A 16,550-nucleotide genomic window follows, 5' to 3' on the forward strand; every position below is an offset into this window, starting at 1 on the left:
CTCGCTTATGTGTAAACGTGCACAGTATATCACCTTTTTCTGCGCACATTTTGACCAAAAGCAATATGCATCACACTTTTATGGTGACAACGTCACACAATCGCTGTAGTAAGACGCGAAGAACAGCACAGACGTCCCTGTTCATCAAAGATCTCTATCTGCCAGACCTGATGGCGAGCCCCGGTATGCAACGCTTTACAGACGCCTCGTACGCGCCCCTGACGCGCCGACCGTACATGGTTGGCATTCACCTCCAGCCCCACCACCTTTTGCTCCCCCTGCGTACACAGATAACCTGCGACCGAGCCGATACTTTCCGCCAGCACCACAGACGCTCCGCCATGCAGCAAGCCGAACGGCTGTTTGGTGCGATGATCGACGGGCATTGTCGCTTCCAGCGTATCGTCCCCAATACGCTCAAAGCGGATATCAAGCAGGCCAACCATATTCCCTTCCCCCATCGCATTAAGCGCATCGAGGGTCACTTCACGTTTCCAGATCAACCTATAATCTCCAGTAATGCCTGCAACGGGTGACGCACGCCCGTACCTTCAATGCGTTTAACCTGGCTTCGGCAGGAATAACCGGTTGCCAGGCAACGGTTTCGCGGTAAACGTTGCATCGCCTGATGCCAGGATAGCTCATAAATTCCCAGCGAATTTTTATGATTGGTTAGTTCATGTCCATAAGTGCCCGCCATACCGCAGCAGCCTACGCTGACATTTTCCAGCTTCGCGCCAAAATGGGCAAAGATGGCGGCCCACTGCGCAGGCGCGCCGGGTAAAGCCGTGACTTCCGTACAATGACCAAAAAAGTACCACGGTTCGCCGCTCACCTCGACGGACAGTCTTGCATTTATTTCCTGCGCCAGCCATTCATTCACCAGCAACACATGAAAATCGCCGCGCTGTTCGCCCAGCGCCAGTTTGTATTCGTCGCGATAACACAGAACCAGCGCCGGATCGACGCCCACCATCGGCATCCCCAACGCAGCGATCCGATTAAGGAACTCAGAGGTTTTTTTCGCCGTTTTCGCAAAGCGATTAAGAAAACCTTTAATATGCTGCGCCTTACCATTCGGCGAGAACGGTAACAATACCGGCCTCCTGCCCAGTTTTTCCGCCAGGCGGATAAAGTCCGCCACGACCCGGGCGTCGTAGTAGCTGGTAAACGGATCCTGAACTACCAGTACCGTTTTCGCTTTTTGCTCGGCGCTCATGCGCTCCAGTTGCTCAAGCGTCATATTAGCGGACGGATGGCCCACCAGTTGCTGTTGCAATGAAGGGGCAGAAAGCAGAGGTAAATCCACCATACCGATATGTTTTTTCGCCAGATTACGAACCACCGGTTGGTTAATAAAAAAGTTAAAGGTCTTTGGCGCACGCGCCATCAGCGGCGCGTAGGTCTCGACCGTCGCCACCAGATGATCGCGTACCGGGCGCAGATAACGCGTATGGTAAAGCTGTAAGAAACGTGAACGAAACTCCGGAACATCGATTTTAATCGGACACTGGGTCGTACAGGCTTTACACGCCAGACAGCCGGACATGGCCTCTTTAACTTCATGGGAAAAGTCATACTCGCCTTTGCGTTTGTGCCAACTATTCCGGGTGCGGGCAATCAGCGTGCGTAAGCTGGCGCGTTTTTCTGGCAACTCCTTTTCCAGCTTCAACGGATCGACGCCGCGATCGGCCAATAGACGGAGCCATTCCCGCACCAGCGTCGCCCGCCCTTTCGGCGAGTGGATCCGGTTAAGGCTAATTTTCATCGACGGGCACATTGGGCTTTTCGCATCGAAATTAAAGCACAGGCCGTTACCATTACACTCCATAGCGCCGCGCCAGGTCTGCCGTACCGCCAGCGGAATTTGCCGATCCCAGGTGCCGCGTTTTACCGCATCCACCTTCATCATCGGCGCCTCTATCCCCTGCGGCGGACAGATTTTACCCGGGTTAAGTCGATTATGCGGATCAAAAGCCGCTTTTATTTTGCGCAGCTCGCCATACAGGACTTCGCCGAAAAAGGCCGGGCTGTATTCCGCACGAAAACCTTTTCCATGCTCGCCCCACAACAGCCCGCCGTATCTGGCGGTCAGCGCGACGACCTCATCGGAGATCTGTTTCATCAACAGTTCCTGCTGCGGATCGCACATATCCAGCGCCGGGCGCACATGCAGCACTCCGGCATCCACGTGGCCGAACATGCCGTAACTTAAGCCATGACCATCCAGCAGGGCGCGAAATTCGGCGATGTAATCGGCCAGATGTTCAGGCGGCACGCAGGTATCTTCCGCAAAAGGAATCGGTTTGGCAGCGCCTTTCGCATTACCCAGCAGCCCTACCGCTTTTTTACGCATCGCGTAAATACGCTCAATACCCGTCAAATCGGTACAAAGTTGCCAGCCGATCACGCCCGCTTCCGCTCGCGCCATCAGGCCATCCAGCCGGTGGCACAGCGCCTCGACCTGTCCGTCAATAAGCGCTTCATCGTCACCCGCGAATTCCACGATATTCAGGCCAAGCATCTCTTTATCCGGCACATCGGTAATCAATTCGCTAACGGAGTGCCAGACAATATCTTCCCGCGCGAGGTTAAGGACTTTGGAATCGACCGTCTCGACGGATAAGGCGCGCGCATCAACCATAAAAGGGGCGTTACGCAGCGCGGAATCAAAGGAGTCGTATTTTACATTCACCAGACGGCGGACTTTGGGTATCGGGGTAATATCCAGCCGGGCTTCAGTAATAAACGCCAGCGTCCCTTCCGACCCCGTTAAGATGCGGGTGAGATCGAAGCGGGTCATGTCATCGTTAAAGACGTGGCGTAAATCGTAGCCTGTCAGGAAGCGATTGAGCTTTGGAAAGCTATCGAGGATAAGTTGGCGGTTTTCCAGGCAGGACTGATAGACGGTCTGATAGATGCGGCCTGGCGTCGTCGTGTTTTCACCCAGCGTCCGGGCAAGCTCTACGGGCATCGATTGCGTGTCAAGGATATCGCCCCCCAACAATACGGCCCGTATGCCTAAGACGTGATCTGACGTTTTTCCATAGACCAGCGAACCCTGACCGGAGGCATCGGTATTAATCATACCGCCAAGCGTGGCGCGATTACTGGTGGAAAGTTCCGGCGCAAAAAAATAGCCATACGGCTTTAACGCTTGATTAAGCTGATCTTTTATCACTCCCGCCTCTACCCGCACCCATCCCTCTTCAGGATTAATTTCAATAATGCGGTTCATATAGCGGGACATATCAACAATAATGCCCTGGTTTAGCGCCTGGCCATTCGTGCCAGTACCGCCGCCTCGAGGGGTAAATATCAGCGACGTAAAGCGCGGATCCGCCGCCAGACGGGCAAGAAGCGCGACATCTGCCGTAGAACGGGGAAACACAACAGCATCGGGAAGAAGCTGGTAGATACTGTTATCGGTCGACATTGTCAGACGGTCGGCATAGCTGGTTGCCGTATCGCCCGTAAACCCTTGCTGCTCCAGCGCCTGCAAAAAATTGAGCACCAGCTGAACGACGCCGGGTGCCTGAGAAATTTGTGGAATCATTATATTGACCTTTTCCTGCGGTCTATGTTGTGAACGGTGGCGCCCAACCCGGCGAGCGCGAGCGGTCTACGCACAGGAAGGGATGCTTAATCGTTTGCGTGTTGCGTTATTTGTTGTATCACATTTTTTTCCTGTGCGCCCAACAGAATTACATGCAGAATCGGCCTGTTAAAAACCGCTGAAATTGCTCATCATTATAGGGTGTGGTTTGCATGTTCACGTCGCGCCAACGTTCTGGCGCAAAGACAAAGGTGAAAAGTATTTATGGTAAATGTTCGTCAGCCCAGGGATATTGCGCAAGTGCTGCTATCGGTGCTGTTTTTAGCCATCATGATTGTGGCCTGTTTGTGGATAGTACAGCCTTTTATTTTGGGGTTTGCATGGGCAGGTACGATTGTTATCGCGACCTGGCCCGTTTTGCTGAAATTACAAAAAATATTGTGGGGCCGCCGCTCGCTTGCCGTACTGGTCATGACGCTGCTGTTAGTGCTGCTCTTCGTTATTCCCGTCGCCTTGCTGGTGAACAGCATTGTCGATGGTAGCGGCCCGCTCATCCATGCAGTGACCGGCGGCGATATGACGCTACCCGATCTGGCATGGTTAAATAATATTCCGTTGGTTGGCGCCAAACTGTATGCCGGATGGCATAGCCTGCTGGATATGGGCGGTAGCGCTATTATGGCGAAAGTGCGGCCTTATATCGGCACAACCACGACCTGGTTTGTCGGTCAGGCGGCGCATATCGGACGCTTTATGATGCACTGCGCCCTGATGCTGTTGTTTAGCGCCCTGCTTTACTGGCGCGGCGAACAAGTGGCGATGGGTATACGCCATTTTGCCTGTCGTCTCGCGGCTAAACGCGGCGATGCGGCGGTTCTGCTGGCTGCCCAGGCGATCCGCGCCGTGGCGCTTGGCGTGGTGGTCACCGCGCTGGTACAGGCGGTACTTGGCGGCGTCGGGCTGGCGATTTCCGGCGTGCCTTACGCTACCCTGTTGACGGTAGTGATGATCCTTTCGTGTCTGGTTCAGTTGGGGCCGTTGCCGGTATTGATTCCAGCCATTATCTGGCTTTACTGGACAGGCGACACCACCTGGGGCACCGTGCTGCTGGTTTGGAGCGCCGTCGTCGGCACTCTGGATAACGTGATTCGCCCGGTACTCATCCGCATGGGCGCCGATTTACCGCTGCTTCTGATCCTTTCCGGGGTAATCGGCGGCCTGATTGCATTCGGTATGATTGGTCTGTTTATTGGACCGGTGCTTCTGGCCGTGACCTGGCGTTTGTTCTCCGCATGGGTACATGAAGTTCCGGCGCCGACGAATGAACCAGAGGAGATCCTTGAAGAGCTGGATGATATCGAGGAAGCCAACAAGCAGTCATAATCCCGTCGGGCGGCATTGCCGCCCGATGCTTTAGCGACGTTTATCAATTCAACGCACACTCCATTTTGATTCGCCCGTCTGTTCCCCGCCGCATCTCATTTCTGTCGCAAATCCGTTACAGTTTTTAAACTATTGAGACGAATCTGATCGACGCAAAAAGTGCTCATGCCTACTATTAGCACACGGTTATAAATCAACACATTGATTTATAAGCATGGAAATCCCCTGAGTGAAACAACGAATTGCTGTGTGTAGTCTTTGCCCGTCTCCTACGATGGGCTTTTTTTTTAACTTTTTTCGCCGCATTGTTACATAAGCCAGCTCCCGTTTTCCTTCAACACCGCGATATCTGCAACGAACAAATAATATTGCACAAAATAGTGTGATTCTATTCAAGTCGAAACGGTGTCGGTGGTGCTATTTATAGCATCACTTTTTTCATATAAAAGCCTAAAAAATGATGAACGCGTTAGAACTACAAGCACTACGGCGTATTTTTGATATGACGATTGAAGAATGCACAATCTATATCACCCAGGATAATAATTCGGCAACCTGGCAACGATGGGAAGCTGGCGACATACCCATCTCTCCAGAAATCATTGCCAGGCTAAAGGAAATGAAAGCCAAGAGACAGCGACGAATTAACGCCATTGTTGACAAAATAAATAACCGCATCGGCAATAATACAATGCGTTACTTCCCTGATTTATCTTCTTTTCAGTCCATTTATACAGAGGGGGATTTTATCGAGTGGAAAATTTATCAATCTGTTGCTGCCGAACTTTTCGCACATGATCTGGAGCGACTGTGTTAGACGTAAACTTTATCGCCGCATCGTATTGATACCGGATAGAAAACCACACAATCACGACATTGACTTGTCACCCTATCCAATATGCTTCCTGCCTGTGTATACCACTGTAACGTTCAGGCGGCATCTCTGAGTCAGATAATATGAAAAATCGTTATTTCCCTACCGCTGTAGGGTTGTATTTTAATTACTTTGTACATGGCATGGGGGTTATCCTGATGAGCCTGAACATGTCATCGCTTGAACAGCAATGGCATACCAGTGCCGCAGGCGTATCTATTGTGATCTCTTCGCTTGGTATTGGCCGGCTAAGCGTTTTGTTAATCGCCGGTATGCTTTCCGATCGCTTTGGTCGCCGTCCTTTTATCATTCTGGGGACCGCCTGTTACCTGATTTTTTTCATTGGCATTCTTTATGCTCAGACGATTTTTGTCGCTTATGCCTGTGGCTTTTTAGCGGGTATGGCCAACAGTTTTTTAGATGCAGGTACCTATCCCAGTTTGATGGAAGCCTTCCCTCGCTCCCCCAGTACGGCAAATATTCTGATCAAAGCATTTGTCTCTGGCGGGCAATTCTTGTTGCCCATTATTATCAGTTTATTAGTCTGGGCTAATATGTGGTTTGGCTGGTCCTTCCTGCTTGCCGGGGCGATCATGCTTATTAATGCTCTGTTTTTATTACGCTGCCCTTTTCCACCCTATCCTGGTCGGATATTGAAACCCAAAATCTCGCAAGCGCCTGTTGCAGGCGTACATCATTGCTCCCTCATCGATCTGATCAGCTACACCCTTTATGGCTATATCTCGATGGCAACCTTTTACCTTATCAGCCAGTGGCTGGCGCAGTATGGACAGTTCGTCGCAGGAATGTCGTATACCCAATCCATCAAACTGTTAAGTATTTATACCTGCGGCTCGCTACTGTGCGTTTTTATAACCGCCCCGCTGGTCAGAAAAACAATTCGCTCTACCACATTATTGATGTTTTATACCTTTATCTCTTTTATTGCGCTTCTGACGGTCTGCCTGCATCCTCAGGCCTATGTTGTTATGATCTTCGCATTCGTCATTGGATTCTCTTCCGCCGGTGGCGTAGTACAAATCGGCCTGACGCTGATGGCGGCCCGTTTTCCACAGGAGAAAGGTAAAGCGACCGGCATTTATTACAGCGCCGGCAGTATCGCGACGTTCACTATTCCGTTGATCACAGCGCGGATTTCAGAAATGAGCATTGCACATATTATGTGGTTTGATACCGGTATCGCCGCAGCGGGATTTCTCCTCGCACTGTTCATCGGTTACCGAAGTCGGGCTGAATCACAACATCACGCTGAAGCAGCGTCAACTGCGCAATAAATGTTAGCGTGCCAGTTGCAATATTATTGCCTTGCTATGCAAAATAAAACGTTAGCCATTATCACCGGGAAACAAAAAATGTAATTTTCGTGTTAATTATTATTCATTATCTTCACACTTATCAGAAAAATTGCGATGAGCATCACGAGTTATATGTATTAAACAACAAATTCGCAGCAATTTTTATATTTCCCGGCTAACAAATGAAATGCTATCAATGCAATAAACCTGGCATTTTAAACGCCATGTTATGTACATATAACGACAGTACCGACTTATAGTGTTACTGAACAATCGCTGCATGTAGTAAAGCAGTAATAAGCAGGACATTGAATCAAACCATCAGCAAGGAGCTGTGAACAAATGTCTCAGAACAAGGCTCGCAAAATGCCATATTTGCTGGCTGTTATCTGCATTTATTTTAGTTACTTTCTCCACGGCATGAGTGTTATTACACTAGCCCAGAACATGACCTCCCTTGCACAGAAATTCTCCACGGATAGTGCCGGTATCGCCTATTTAATATCTGGCATTGGTCTTGGTCGTCTGGTCAGTATTTTATTCTTTGGCGTACTGTCCGATAAATTTGGCCGTCGGGCAATAATACTGCTTGGCGCCGTACTATATATGCTGTTTTTCTTCGGTATTCCCGCCAGTCCTAACCTGATGATCGCTTTCATATTAGCGGTGTGTGTCGGCGTGGCGAACTCCGCGCTGGATACCGGCGGATACCCTGCATTAATGGAGTGTTTTCCCAAAGCATCGGGCTCGGCAGTTATTCTGGTTAAAGCGATGGTCTCTTTTGGGCAAATGATTTATCCCCTTATCGTCAGCGCCTTGTTAGTCAACCATATCTGGTACGGCTACGCGGTGGTAATCCCCGGTATCCTTTTCGTCCTCATCACGTTGATGCTGTTGAAAAGCCGTTTTCCCAGCCAACTTGTCGATGCCAGTATTGCGAAAGAATTACCCCAGATGAACAGTACTCCCCTCGTCTGGCTGGAAGGCGTAGCTTCCGTTTTATTTGGCGTCGCCGCGTTCTCAACCTTCTATGTGATTGTGGTCTGGATGCCTAAATATGCGATGGCCTTCGCCGGAATGGCGGAATCCGACGCGCTGAAAACCATCTCTTATTACAGTATGGGATCGTTGGTTTGCGTGTTTATTTTTGCCGCATTGCTGAAAAAAATGGTTCGCCCTATCTGGGCCAATGTTTTCAATGCCGGGCTGGCGACACTCACCGCTGCGGCAATTTACCTGTATCCCTCTCCACTGATCTGTAATGCTGGCGCCTTCGTGATTGGTTTTTCCGCTGCTGGAGGTATTTTACAATTAGGTGTATCGGTAATGTCGGAATTTTTCCCTAAGAGTAAAGCTAAAGTCACCAGTATATATATGATGATGGGGGCGTAGCTAACTTTATTATTCCACTGATCACCGGTTATCTCTCTACTATTGGCCTGCAATATATCATTTTGTTAGATTTTGCCTTTGCACTACTGACATTCATCACCGCCATTATTGTATTTATTCGCTATTATCGCGTATTTAAGATCCCGCAAAACGATGTCCGATTTGGCGAGCGTTATTTCCAGTAAAAATGTTAACGATGCGCAACAGGCATGCGCCCTGCTCTGCACTGTCCACTTATTAAGGAGTATAAAATGGATGTTACCGCAAAATATGAATTAATTGGTCTTATGGCGTATCCTATCCGTCATAGCTTATCGCCCGAAATGCAAAACAAAGCGTTAGAAAAAGCGGGGCTACCGTATACCTATATGGCTTTCGAAGTGGATAACACGACGTTTGCCAGCGCTATTGAAGGACTGAAAGCATTAAAAATGCGCGGTACGGGCGTCTCCATGCCAAACAAACAGCTCGCGTGTGAGTATGTCGATGAATTAACGCCAGCAGCAAAACTGGTTGGCGCTATCAACACCATTGTTAACGATGACGGCTATCTACGCGGCTACAACACGGATGGTACGGGCCATATTCGGGCAATTAAAGAAAGCGGTTTCGATATTCGGGGAAAAACCATGGTGCTGCTCGGCGCGGGAGGCGCGGCTACCGCCATTGGCGCCCAGGCAGCCATTGAAGGCATTAAGGAAATTAAACTGTTTAACCGTAAAGATGACTTTTTCGAAAAAGCGGTTGCCTTTGCGAAGCGGGTGAATGAAAACACCGATTGCGTCGTTACCGTCACCGATCTTGCCGATCAGCACGCTTTTACTGAAGCGCTTGCCAGCGCAGATATTCTGACGAACGGTACCAAAGTTGGCATGAAACCATTGGAGAACGAATCCCTGATCGGCGATGTTTCCCTGCTCCGCCCTGAATTGCTGGTCACCGAATGTGTTTATAATCCGCATATGACAAAGTTATTGCAGCAGGCGCAACAAGCTGGTTGCAAAACAATTGATGGTTACGGCATGTTGTTATGGCAAGGAGCCGAACAGTTTGAACTGTGGACAGGAAAAGCATTTCCATTGGACTATGTGAAGCAGGTGATGGGATTCACAGCCTGACCGGTAAAATTATAATTGCGACGAATGACAATGAAGGGTACCAAATGAAAACCGTAACTGTAAGAGATCTCGTGGTTGGCGAAGGCGCGCCAAAGATCATTGTGTCGCTAATGGGAAAAACCATTACCGATGTGAAATCGGAAGCACTCGCCTACCGTGAAGCGGATTTCGATATTCTGGAGTGGCGCGTTGACCATTTTGCCAACGTGACAACGGCGGAAAGCGTACTTGAGGCCGCCGGCGCCATCCGGGAGATTATCACCGATAAACCCTTGCTATTTACCTTCCGCAGCGCGAAAGAAGGCGGCGAACAGGCGCTAACTACCGGACAGTATATCGCTCTGAATCGTGCAGCGGTTGACAGCGGTCTGGTCGATATGATCGATCTTGAGCTTTTTACCGGCGACGACGAGGTGAAAGCCACCGTCGGCTATGCTCATCAACACAATGTTGCGGTGATCATGTCTAACCATGATTTTCATAAAACGCCCGCAGCGGAAGAGATTGTTCAGCGTCTGCGTAAAATGCAGGAACTGGGCGCCGATATTCCGAAGATCGCCGTCATGCCGCAGACTAAAGCCGATGTCCTGACCTTACTTACCGCCACTGTAGAAATGCAGGAGCGCTATGCGGATCGTCCGATTATTACCATGTCGATGTCGAAAACCGGGGTAATATCTCGTCTTGCCGGCGAAGTGTTCGGTTCTGCAGCAACGTTTGGCGCGGTGAAAAAAGCATCTGCGCCGGGACAAATATCGGTAGCCGATCTGCGTACCGTATTAACTATATTACACCAGGCGTAATACTTTATCGTGTGGCGGAATATTCTCTTTCTGCCACAATAAAATAAATAGTTATCTGATATGAATATGTTCCATATTCATTGAAAGCCGCTGTCTTTATTACCTTAACACGGTTATATCGATATTGCTTTCAGGGATAATAGTGGAGTAAATATGAAAATCAATAAGCCATCACGCATTAATGGCCGCGTTCCCGTGCTCTCTGCACAAGAAGCAGTAAATTATATTCCAGATGAGGCCACTTTATGTATTCTGGGCGCTGGCGGCGGTATTCTCGAAGCGACAACATTAATTACCGCACTGGCAGATAAATATCAAACAACCCAGTCACCACGAGATTTATCTATTATTAGCCCTACCGGATTAGGTGACCGCGCCGATCGCGGCATCAGCCCGCTGGCGCAGGAGGGATTGGTAAAATGGGCGCTATGCGGACATTGGGGGCAATCTCCCCGTATTTCTGAACTGGCTGAACAAAATAAAATCGCCGCCTATAACTACCCACAAGGCGTATTAACCCAGACGCTGCGCGCCAGCGCCGCACACCAGCCGGGTATTCTGAGCGATATCGGTATTGGTACCTTTGTCGACCCTCGCCAACAGGGCGGAAAATTAAACGACGTGACTAAAGAAGATCTCATTAAGCTGGTAGAGATCGATAATAAAGAATATCTCTATTATAAAGCGATAGCGCCTAATGTGGCTTTTATCCGCGCCACCACCTGCGACAGCGAAGGCTATGCATCATTTGAAGATGAGGTGATGTATCTTGATGCGCTGGTGATCGCCCAGGCCGTTCACAATAATGGCGGTATTGTAATGATGCAGGTGCAGAAAATGGTAAAAAAAGCCACGCTGCATCCAAAATCCGTGCGTATTCCCGGCTATCTGGTGGATATTGTGGTTGTCGACGCCGACCAGACGCAACTCTATGGCGGCGCGCCGGTGAACCGATTTATCTCCGGGGATTTTACTCTTGATGATAGTACCCAGCTTACCCTGCCCCTTAATCAGCGCAAGCTGGTAGCCCGACGCGCGCTGTTTGAAATGCGTAAAGGCGCGGTAGGCAATGTGGGCGTAGGCATTGCCGACGGTATTGGTCTGGTCGCTCGCGAGGAAGGCTGCGCCGATGACTTCGTGCTGACCGTAGAAACTGGCCCGGTGGGCGGTATTACCTCTCAGGGCGTGGCCTTCGGCGCTAATGTCAACACCCGCGCGATCCTCGATATGACCTCACAATTTGATTTTTATCACGGCGGTGGGCTCGATGTCTGCTATTTAAGTTTTGCCGAAGTGGATCAACACGGTAATGTCGGTGTACATAAATTCAACGGCAAAATTATGGGCACCGGCGGGTTTATCGATATTAGCGCAACGTCGCAAAAAATTATTTTCTGCGGAACTCTGACGGCCGGAAGTTTAAAAACTGAAATTACCGATGGCAAATTAAATATTCTGCAGGAAGGTCGCGTCAAAAAATTCGTCAGCGAACTGCCGGAAATTACGTTCAGTGGAAAAATTGCGCTTGAGCGCGGGTTAGACGTGCGTTACATCACTGAACGTGCGGTTTTCACTCTCAAACAAGATGGCCTGCATTTAATTGAAATTGCGCCTGGCGTCGATCTGCAACGGGATATTCTTGACAAGATGGATTTTTCACCGGTTATCTCACCAGATTTAAAACTGATGGACACAAGATTATTTACCGATAGCACTATGGGATTCACGCTTCCTGACGCAACACATTAAAAGGAGTACAAATATGGATTTTTCATTAACTGAAGAACAAGAACTATTACTGGCCAGTATTCGCGAGTTAATCACCAGCAATTTTCCGGAAGAGTATTTCCGTACCTGCGATCAAACGGGCACCTATCCCAAAGAATTTATGCAGGCGCTGGCGGAAAACGGTATTTCGATGCTGGGCGTCCCGGAAGAATTCGGCGGCATTCCGGCTGACTATGTAACGCAAATGCTGGCGCTGATGGAAATCTCAAAATGCGGCGCTCCGGCCTTTTTGATTACCAACGGCCAATGCATTCACAGTATGCGCCGTTTTGGTTCCGCAGAACAACTGCGTAAAACAGCAGAAAGTACTCTGGCCACCGGCGATCCAGCATATGCGCTAGCCTTAACAGAACCTGGCGCGGGCTCTGATAATAATAGCGCCACAACAACCTGGACGCGTAAAAACGGCAAGGTTTATCTTAACGGCCAAAAAACATTTATCACCGGTGCAAAAGAATATCCTTACATGCTGGTTCTGGCGCGCGATACGGAGCCAAAAGATCCTAAAAAAGCGTTCACGCTTTGGTGGGTGGACTCAAATAAACCGGGCATAAAGATTAATCCGCTGCACAAAATTGGCTGGCACATGTTGAGTACATGCGAAGTTTATCTCGATAATGTCGAGGTGGACGAAAGCGACCGGGTCGGTGAAGAAGGCATGGGTTTCCTCAATGTCATGTACAATTTTGAGATGGAGCGTTTGATTAATGCGGCGCGCAGTACAGGTTTCGCCGAATGCGCGTTTGAAGATGCCGCCCGTTACGCCAACCAGCGTATCGCCTTTGGTAAACCCATCGGCCATAACCAGATGATCCAGGAAAAGCTGGCGTTAATGGCCATCAAAATCGAAAACATGCGCAATATGGTGTTGAAAGTCGCCTGGCAGGCCGATCGGGAAGAGTCACTGCGTACCAGCGCCGCGCTGGCTAAGCTGTACTGCGCACGCACAGCGATGGAAGTGATTGACGATGCGATTCAGATTATGGGTGGGCTTGGTTATACTGACGAAGCCCGTGTCTCCCGCTTCTGGCGCGATGTTCGCTGCGAACGTATCGGTGGCGGCACGGATGAAATTATGATCTATGTGGCAGGACGCCAGATTCTGAAAGACTATCAGAACAAGTAAGGATCGTACCGGAACGTCTTATTCGGCCTGACTGCTTTACGGCATCAGGCCGAATAAATCAGATATATTTCGCCGTCAGGTATTTGGCAGCAAATACGCCTGCTCAACCAGACTATTTTTAAATTGCTTACGATAATCGTTGGGAGAACATCCTACATGCCGCATAAACAATTTGGCAAAATGGTCCACATTTTCATATCCTACCCGCCATGAAATTTCTGCCAGTGGCGACTCAGTGTTTGTCAGCGCAAACTTGGCCTCGGTCATACGTCGTTGAATAACATAGTTGATAGGGGATATATGATATTCTTTGGCAAATTCATGGCATATATAACTGACGCTGGCGCGAAATTTTTTCGATAGCTGGTCAAGCGTGATTTTTTCACGATAATTATTATTGAGATAAACAAGCACATCCTTAATTAATACATCTTTTTTAATGTAGCCTTGTTCAGAACGATAGGCATTTTTAAAATTTTCATAATAAAGCGCGGTCAGAGTGTAAGCAAATGCATCGTATACAGAGGAAGCCAATACGTTTTTCCCCTGCGGAAGTAACACGCTTAATTCATTAAAGATACTTTTAATGACCTCTTTCCCCTGAACCACGGAAACCACCGGACAGGAATGACTCTGCAATAGTTGGTTTTCTTCCCAACCTGGAAAACAAAACCCATACAGCGCACAGGTATAGGTGGTAGCCGGCGAATTGCTGTCGGATGCTACAGCGTGTAGCCGCCCCCGCTCAACGACGACAATATCGTCCGCATGCGCGACGTAGAGTGAAGAGTCAATAATTAACCTGGCTATCCCTTTTTTGACGTAAATAAGCTCTGTTTCATTATCATGCATATGATGGCCAGACTCCCAGTTTGGATCATCGCTAATGACAAAACGTGAAAATCGAGGGGTCTTGTCCTGTTCAAAAATCGTCTCCGCGGCGGAGTCAAAACAGCGCTGATACATAATAACCTCTGTCAGGTTTAAAAAGATAACCAGGATAAAATAAAGCGAGCGTCAGTGTTGTACAACCGTGGAGATTACCAGCAAAACAAGATTATTCGTTCCGAATGCAAGATATTATGTTCTTTTGCAGACAGCTCAGATTACCTGTCGATAGCGTATTATCAGACAAAAATACATAGCCGACATATCTTTGATGTTTTCTTTTAACCTCACAGAAACAACATCGCACGTTTCATGTTAAAAAATGATGATATGCTTCGCACTTATTATTCTCACTACCGTATTTATATTTTTATGACGCCCTTTTCAGATGGTTGCTAACGATTCTCTGTTCGCAGATTTTTCGTGCAAGATTGTTGGCAAGGAAAACAGATTGACCCATCGAAAACCTCTTCAGACTGCCGCAGACTATTTTCAGTCAGATTTACGTTACTTATCCGCACGCGACTCACTGGAGATGCAATGAAAATAATAACCTGCTTTAAGTTGGTGCCTGAAGAACAGGACATTACCGTGACCCCGGAGCATTCGCTCAATTTTGATCGTGCCGAGGCCAAAATCAGCCAGTTTGATTTAAATGCAATTGAGGCCGCCGCGCAGTTAGCTGGCGGTGGCGACGAGATCGCCGCGCTCACCGTCGGCGGCTCTCTGTTACAAAATTCAAAAGTCCGCAAAGATGTGTTATCCCGCGGGCCAGATGCGCTTTTCATGGTTCAGGATGCGCAACTGGAGCACGCCCTGCCCAAAGAAACCGCGCTGGCGCTAGCATCCGCGGCGGAGAAAATCGGCTTTGACCTGTTGCTCTTTGGAGAGGGCTCCGGCGATATTTATGCCCAACAGGTGGGCCTGCTGACTGGCGAACTCCTGAAACTCCCCGTCATCAACGCAGTAAGCCATATTCAACGCGACGGCGACAAAATCATCGTTGAACGCACACTGGAAGAAGACGTTGAAATTATCGAGCTCACGCTGCCCGCGGTGCTTTGCGTGACCTCAGATATTAACGTTCCACGCATCCCGTCAATGAAAGCCATTCTCGGCGCCGGGAAAAAAGCCGTTACGTCGTGGCTGGCGAGCGATATCCACTGGACCCCAACCACGCCACTGGCGGAACTGGTCGCCATCTCGGTACCGCCGCAGACAGAACGCAAGCATATCATTCTCGATAACGATTCGCCGGAAGCCATTACCGCACTGGCCGACCATTTGAAAAAATCCCTGAACTAAACCCAACGGAGAAAAATTATCATGAATCATTTAGCTAACGTATGGGTATTTAGCGATAACGTAGAGCGTTATGCCGAATTAATGACCGGCGCGCGGCAGTGGGGAGAAAAAGTTTACGCCATCGTGCAAGGAAACACGGAGATCGACTACGTGAAAGCGCTTGGCGCTGATGAGATAGTCATTCTTGAATCGCATACGGATTTGCAGCGCGTGGAAAACTATGCCGAAACGCTGGCCTCGTTATTAGGCGACCAAAATGGGCTGCTGCTCATGGCGGCGACCAAGCGCTGTAAAGCGCTGGGCGCCCGGCTGAGCATCCAGCTTGACGCCGTGATGGTGAACGACGCGACGTCTATTGACCTCCTCGACGGGACGCTACACGCAGAGCATCGCATGTACGGCGGACTTGCTTTCGGCAAAGAGAAATTAAACAGCCCGCAGGCGATTATTACGCTGGCACCCGGCGTGCTGGAACCCGCCGCCCCTCTCCCCGGTCATACTTGCCCGCAGACCACGCTGGCATATATTGCACCACGCCACGAGGTATTGTGCCAGCAGCGGCGCGCGAAATCGTTAAGCAGCGTCGATTTGAGCAAAGCCAAACGGGTCATCGGGGTAGGACGAGGCCTGGCGGCGCAAAGCGATCTGGATATGGTGCATAAACTGGCGACCGTCCTCGGCGCAGAAGTGGGCTGTTCCCGCCCCATTGCGGAAGGTGAAAACTGGATGGAACGCGAGCGTTATATTGGCGTATCCGGCGTTCTGTTGAAATCCGATCTCTATCTGACACTGGGCATTTCCGGCCAAATTCAACATATGGTGGGTGGAAACGGCGCAAAAATTATTGTCGCAATAAACAAAGATAAAAACGCGCCCATTTTCAATTATGCCGATTATGGTCTGGTGGGCGATATCTATAAGGTTGTTCCTGCCCTCATCGACCAGTTAAGCCGCTAATTCCTTTTTCAACGCACATCTCCCGTCGTCGATACGGCGGGAAA

The 16,550-nt window shown here is 49.4% G+C and carries 12 protein-coding genes, 1 other RNA gene and 1 pseudogene; 11 read left to right on the forward strand and 3 right to left on the reverse strand.

Annotation, left to right across the window (positions count from 1 at the left end; translation table 11 throughout):
* Nucleotides 1–92: 92 nt before the first annotated feature.
* Nucleotides 93–503, reverse strand: a complete 411-nt coding sequence (gene menI, locus ACLJNW_RS04875) for a 1,4-dihydroxy-2-naphthoyl-CoA hydrolase (protein WP_000637930.1) — start codon at nt 501–503, stop codon at nt 93–95.
* Nucleotides 500–3,556 carry an FAD-binding and (Fe-S)-binding domain-containing protein gene (locus ACLJNW_RS04880; protein WP_024154572.1) on the reverse strand — a complete coding sequence of 1,019 codons (3,057 nt, stop codon included), beginning with the start codon at nt 3,554–3,556 and terminating at the stop codon, nt 500–502. The genes menI and ACLJNW_RS04880 overlap by 4 nt, the downstream gene beginning before the upstream one ends.
* Nucleotides 3,557–3,820: 264 nt before the next feature.
* On the opposite strand from ACLJNW_RS04880, the gene ydiK reads away from it, so the two are divergent.
* From ydiK to ACLJNW_RS04925, 9 genes and pseudogenes are all read left to right on the forward strand, one after another.
* Entirely contained in the window at nt 3,821–4,939 is a 1,119-nt protein-coding gene (ydiK, locus tag ACLJNW_RS04885; protein WP_000248615.1) for an AI-2E family transporter YdiK, read from the forward strand.
* A 182-nt stretch (nt 4,940–5,121) separates the two neighbouring features.
* Nucleotides 5,122–5,229: antisense sRNA RprA (gene rprA, locus ACLJNW_RS04890), an RNA gene on the forward strand.
* Between the two features lie 167 nt (nt 5,230–5,396).
* The gene (locus ACLJNW_RS04895) at nt 5,397–5,756 is read left to right on the forward strand and encodes a YdiL family protein (RefSeq protein ID WP_000980451.1); all 360 of its coding nucleotides are present in this window, start codon (nt 5,397–5,399) and stop codon (nt 5,754–5,756) included.
* Between the two features lie 140 nt (nt 5,757–5,896).
* Nucleotides 5,897–7,108, forward strand: a complete 1,212-nt coding sequence (locus ACLJNW_RS04900) for an MFS transporter (RefSeq protein ID WP_000797666.1) — start codon at nt 5,897–5,899, stop codon at nt 7,106–7,108.
* A gap of 363 nt (nt 7,109–7,471) precedes the next feature.
* Nucleotides 7,472–8,706 (forward strand): annotated as a pseudogene (locus ACLJNW_RS04905) (MFS transporter).
* 66 nt (nt 8,707–8,772) lie between these two features.
* On the forward strand, nt 8,773–9,639 hold the full coding sequence (gene ydiB, locus ACLJNW_RS04910) for a quinate/shikimate dehydrogenase (protein ID WP_000383488.1): 867 nt from the start codon (nt 8,773–8,775) through the stop codon (nt 9,637–9,639).
* Nucleotides 9,640–9,683: 44 nt separating this feature from the next.
* The gene (aroD, locus tag ACLJNW_RS04915; RefSeq protein WP_000860224.1) at nt 9,684–10,442 is read left to right on the forward strand and encodes a type I 3-dehydroquinate dehydratase; all 759 of its coding nucleotides are present in this window, start codon (nt 9,684–9,686) and stop codon (nt 10,440–10,442) included.
* A gap of 153 nt (nt 10,443–10,595) precedes the next feature.
* Complete coding sequence (locus ACLJNW_RS04920) at nt 10,596–12,191, forward strand: acyl CoA:acetate/3-ketoacid CoA transferase (protein ID WP_000700599.1); 1,596 nt, start codon at nt 10,596–10,598, stop codon at nt 12,189–12,191.
* Nucleotides 12,192–12,204: 13 nt separating this feature from the next.
* Nucleotides 12,205–13,356, forward strand: a complete 1,152-nt coding sequence (locus ACLJNW_RS04925; RefSeq protein ID WP_000347819.1) for an acyl-CoA dehydrogenase — start codon at nt 12,205–12,207, stop codon at nt 13,354–13,356.
* A 75-nt stretch (nt 13,357–13,431) separates the two neighbouring features.
* Here the strand turns inward: ACLJNW_RS04925 and ACLJNW_RS04930 are convergent, their stop codons facing one another.
* Nucleotides 13,432–14,322 (reverse strand): AraC family transcriptional regulator, encoded by an 891-nt coding sequence (locus ACLJNW_RS04930; protein ID WP_000284832.1) that lies wholly within the window; start codon nt 14,320–14,322, stop codon nt 13,432–13,434.
* 462 nt (nt 14,323–14,784) lie between these two features.
* On the opposite strand from ACLJNW_RS04930, the gene ACLJNW_RS04935 reads away from it, so the two are divergent.
* Both ACLJNW_RS04935 and ACLJNW_RS04940 read left to right on the forward strand, forming a co-directional pair.
* Complete coding sequence (locus ACLJNW_RS04935; protein ID WP_000692101.1) at nt 14,785–15,549, forward strand: electron transfer flavoprotein; 765 nt, start codon at nt 14,785–14,787, stop codon at nt 15,547–15,549.
* Nucleotides 15,550–15,570: 21 nt separating this feature from the next.
* On the forward strand, nt 15,571–16,506 hold the full coding sequence (locus ACLJNW_RS04940) for an electron transfer flavoprotein subunit alpha (protein ID WP_001015880.1): 936 nt from the start codon (nt 15,571–15,573) through the stop codon (nt 16,504–16,506).
* Nucleotides 16,507–16,550 lie beyond the last annotated feature (44 nt).

It is taken from the genome of Salmonella sp. SAL4457 (assembly GCF_046548235.1).
GTDB lineage: Bacteria > Pseudomonadota > Gammaproteobacteria > Enterobacterales > Enterobacteriaceae > Salmonella > Salmonella enterica.

Excerpts from the sequence above, each read along its gene's own strand:
- ACLJNW_RS04895 (WP_000980451.1), top strand. The coding sequence starts at position 5,397 with ATGATGAACGCGTTAGAACTACAAGCACTACGGCGTATTTTTGATATG.
- aroD (WP_000860224.1), top strand. The coding sequence starts at position 9,684 with ATGAAAACCGTAACTGTAAGAGATCTCGTGGTTGGCGAAGGCGCGCCA.
- ACLJNW_RS04880 (WP_024154572.1), bottom strand. The coding sequence starts at position 3,556 with ATGATTCCACAAATTTCTCAGGCACCCGGCGTCGTTCAGCTGGTGCTC.
- ACLJNW_RS04935 (WP_000692101.1), top strand. The coding sequence starts at position 14,785 with ATGAAAATAATAACCTGCTTTAAGTTGGTGCCTGAAGAACAGGACATT.
- ydiK (WP_000248615.1), top strand. The coding sequence starts at position 3,821 with ATGGTAAATGTTCGTCAGCCCAGGGATATTGCGCAAGTGCTGCTATCG.
- ydiB (WP_000383488.1), top strand. The coding sequence starts at position 8,773 with ATGGATGTTACCGCAAAATATGAATTAATTGGTCTTATGGCGTATCCT.
- ACLJNW_RS04925 (WP_000347819.1), top strand. The coding sequence starts at position 12,205 with ATGGATTTTTCATTAACTGAAGAACAAGAACTATTACTGGCCAGTATT.
- ACLJNW_RS04940 (WP_001015880.1), top strand. The coding sequence starts at position 15,571 with ATGAATCATTTAGCTAACGTATGGGTATTTAGCGATAACGTAGAGCGT.
- ACLJNW_RS04920 (WP_000700599.1), top strand. The coding sequence starts at position 10,596 with ATGAAAATCAATAAGCCATCACGCATTAATGGCCGCGTTCCCGTGCTC.
- ACLJNW_RS04900 (WP_000797666.1), top strand. The coding sequence starts at position 5,897 with ATGAAAAATCGTTATTTCCCTACCGCTGTAGGGTTGTATTTTAATTAC.
- ACLJNW_RS04930 (WP_000284832.1), bottom strand. The coding sequence starts at position 14,322 with ATGTATCAGCGCTGTTTTGACTCCGCCGCGGAGACGATTTTTGAACAG.